The sequence below is a fragment of the Acidiphilium iwatense genome (assembly GCF_021556475.1).
In the GTDB taxonomy this organism is placed as follows: domain Bacteria; phylum Pseudomonadota; class Alphaproteobacteria; order Acetobacterales; family Acetobacteraceae; genus Acidiphilium; species Acidiphilium iwatense.
Genome location: NZ_JAKGBZ010000110.1, coordinates 1 through 3,007 on the forward strand (window position 1 = coordinate 1; position 3,007 = coordinate 3,007).

Below are 3,007 nucleotides of genomic sequence, written 5' to 3' on the forward strand. Positions count from 1 at the left end.
CCAGCACCATCCGCACCGCGCGTTCGCGGACCTCAGGTGAATATCTGTTCGATGTCTTCCGCTTTTCCATTGCTCCATCCTACTCAAGAGTTGGAGCCTCCAGGATTCCCGGCGCGGTTCACCATCCGCTTTCTCGCGTTGACGGCGGTTCGGCCCGGAGAACTGCGCGGCGCACGATGGGACGAATTCGAAGGGCTCCACGAAGCCGCGCCTGTCTGGCTGATCCCGGCCGAGCGGATGAAGATGAAGCGCCCCCATGCGGTTCCCCTCGCGCGCCAGGCTGTCGAAGTGATCGAAGCCGTGCGGTCGCTTACCGGGCGGCTGCCTTTCGTCTTTCCGAACGGCAGAAGCGGCCACAAGCCAATGTCTGAGAATGCGATGGGGTATTTGCTCAACCGAGCGGGGTATCACCACCGGCACGTGCCCCATGGATGGCGCGCGGCGTTCTCTTCCATCATGAACGAGCGTTTTCCGGTCGACCGGCACACCATCGACCTCATGTTGGCACATGTGTCCAAGGACAAGGTCGAAGGGGCCTATAATCGGGCGCTGCATCTTCCCCGGCGCCGCGAACTCGCCCAGGCATGGGCCGATTTGCTGCTGGACGGGGCCAAGTCGGCCATCGGTCTGCTCTCAGGTAGCAGACGTTAATGCGCTGCTTTCAAAGGGATGCGTTTGCCACCAGGACCAGAACGCCTGCGAGCGCAGCCGCGGTCATCCATTTGAGGACCAGCAGATCGGCTTCGATCCGGGAAAAGCAGTCAGGGAGTCTCTTCCTTGGCATGCGGCGTATGATCATGCGGAGTCGCGCCCTTGCTCGTCTGTGCCTTGAATCAGCCTTGCGGGTGGCCAGGCGGCCTCGGAATCTGGTTTCGAATCACTCTCAGCCAAGCGCCTTCTGGCGCCGATTTTTTGTATGATGACGTTCTTATCATACGAAATATTCCGGGAAGACAAAGCCATGAGCAGGCTCAGTTTGACGCCGGCATCCCGGCATGATAACCATTTAGATTGGTTGAATCAACCAGTCTAAATGGTGAATTTTATGCGAGACATCCAAGCGTCCGAGGCCAAGACCCACCTGCCCCAGATTCTCGACGAGGTGGAGCGCGGAGAGACCATCCGCATCACCCGTCACGGCCGCCCGATCGCGCGCATCGTCCCTGAGACCGACCGGCGGCAGACCGAGATCGACAAGGCGATCACGAATATCAAGGCGTTGCGGCGCCGGACCGGAAAGATCACCCTGGAGGAAATTCTCGCCTTCCGCCACGAAGGCCATAAATACTGACATGCCCTTCATCCTCGATGCGTCCATCGCGGCATGCTGGGCATTTGACGATGAAGATCATCCTGTTGCGGCCCATGCCCTCGAGCGGATCCGTGTTGACGCGGCACTGGCGCCCAGCCTCTGGTGGTTCGAGATCCGCAACACGCTGATCGTCAGTGAGCGCCGTGGCCGTTTGGTCGAAGCCGATACAGCTACATTCTTGCGCGAGCTGTCCCGGTTCGGCGTGATGATCGACCGCACGCCCCAGGAAGCCACGATTCTCACGCTTGCGCGGCAGCACCGGCTCACCGTTTATGACGCAAGCTACCTCGAACTGGCGCAACGCGAGGCGGTGCCGCTCGCGACGCTGGACAGCAATCTTCGAAAAGCCGCAGCCGCACTCGATATAACCTTGCTCGGCGCGGGGACGTGATGGCCGAACAGCTTCCCGTTTCCCGTGCAGCCAGGGAACCTGATGGCTTCGATCGAGCTCGGCCTGGGGCCGGCTTTGATCGCCGATGCCAGCGACCAGGTGGCCTGGCGTCCAATAGCGCAGGTCGACATCCCGATCCGGCGCTCGGCTACAAAAACCACGTCTCGATCGACGGCCGTCATAGCGTGATCCGCCGGTTTCTGGTCACGGATGCTGCTTCCACCGATGGCGCACGGCTGCGCGAGTGGTTGATCATCCGGGACGGCGTCCTTGCTCGTCTGCATCCAGAACCTCTTCTATCCTTATGATGCGCGCGTCGATGCGGTCGGCACGTTCAGCAAGTCGTAGACGACTGGCTCGCTGATGGCTGAGGTTGCTCCGCAGTTCGAGGAGTGTGTTCTCGGCGCTCGCGAGGCGAGCTCCCAGATCCCGCAGATCGGAGTGTAGCCCGATCATATCGGCCAGGATCTTTGGCAATTCGTGAGCAAGCATTTCATCCGACCGGGTCATCGTGGCGCGCGCTCCTTGCCTATCCGGACAGGTGATTTTAGGCGGTTTGCGTCAGGGTCAGCAACTATAGCCGCGATCTGTGGGACGCCACGGCGGCGTCCAGTCTTGGGTCCATTTCGGCCGGTGATTGGCAGCTGCGCGCGCCATGGTGTGTTCCCGCGAAAGTGAGGCGCCCCAAGGGTACGCAATCGGTCGCCGCGACAGCAAAAAACGATGCACGGGCACAAAATTATTTCGTTGGTCGAAGATAGTTTTCGGTTGCGGCGACCGGATTCCCATGAACGGAGACCACGGTCGATGCTGGAGCCATGCGGCTAGGGCATAGGATTTGGCTCTGCCCTGTGCCGATCCCGCGGTTTTCCGCTTGCACGGCGATCATCGCCTCGTTCCACTTTCACCTTGCGCGACGGGGGCGTTCCAGACATGGCTACATCCCCGGTCCCATATTCCGGGTCCACTTCATTCCAGATTCCATTGGTTCCCCTGCATGAATAAGGTTTGCTTTATCTGGCCCCGCTTGATCCAGCCGGAGTTTGGTTGCTGAAAATACTTTGCCAGATCGGCCGGGGCTGCACGTTGGTAGTTGAGGTCGATGGCACCACGCGGCTGGCCTGTTACTTCCTCGGAAGCCATTGCGTAAACGAGGGAGACGAAATTGGAGCAAAAGAATTGTAAGCGCGAATTTCGGCGCACCTAGGCCGGGTGGCGGGCTGCTGGGAATAGGTGTCCACTTACGGGAGGTGGATACTTATGATGGAGCGGATTGGACCGCATGGTCTGGAAATAACGGGCGT

6 protein-coding genes are annotated in these 3,007 nt (G+C 60.0%); 4 read left to right on the top strand and 2 right to left on the bottom strand.

What is annotated here, in order from left to right; genetic code table 11:
* From L2A60_RS20090 to L2A60_RS21005, 4 genes are all read left to right on the top strand, one after another.
* On the top strand, positions 1-651 hold a 651-nt coding region (locus L2A60_RS20090), incomplete at its 5' end, for a tyrosine-type recombinase/integrase (RefSeq protein ID WP_235706233.1).
* Between the two features lie 394 nt (positions 652-1,045).
* Complete coding sequence (locus tag L2A60_RS20095; RefSeq protein WP_235706234.1) at positions 1,046-1,291, top strand: type II toxin-antitoxin system Phd/YefM family antitoxin; 246 nt, start codon at positions 1,046-1,048, stop codon at positions 1,289-1,291.
* A gap of 1 nt (position 1,292) precedes the next feature.
* A complete protein-coding gene (locus tag L2A60_RS20100) occupies positions 1,293-1,703 on the top strand; it encodes a type II toxin-antitoxin system VapC family toxin (RefSeq protein ID WP_235706235.1) in 411 nt (136 codons plus the stop codon).
* A 42-nt stretch (positions 1,704-1,745) separates the two neighbouring features.
* The gene (locus tag L2A60_RS21005; RefSeq protein ID WP_407932581.1) at positions 1,746-1,892 is read left to right on the top strand and encodes a hypothetical protein; all 147 of its coding nucleotides are present in this window, start codon (positions 1,746-1,748) and stop codon (positions 1,890-1,892) included.
* A 63-nt stretch (positions 1,893-1,955) separates the two neighbouring features.
* Here the strand turns inward: L2A60_RS21005 and L2A60_RS20110 are convergent, their stop codons facing one another.
* Together L2A60_RS20110 and L2A60_RS20115 are read right to left on the bottom strand one after the other, a co-directional pair.
* Positions 1,956-2,213 carry a hypothetical protein gene (locus L2A60_RS20110; protein WP_235706237.1) on the bottom strand — a complete coding sequence of 86 codons (258 nt, stop codon included), beginning with the start codon at positions 2,211-2,213 and terminating at the stop codon, positions 1,956-1,958.
* A 459-nt stretch (positions 2,214-2,672) separates the two neighbouring features.
* Entirely contained in the window at positions 2,673-2,846 is a 174-nt protein-coding gene (locus L2A60_RS20115) for a hypothetical protein (RefSeq protein ID WP_235706236.1), read from the bottom strand.
* Positions 2,847-3,007: the final 161 nt, after the last annotated feature.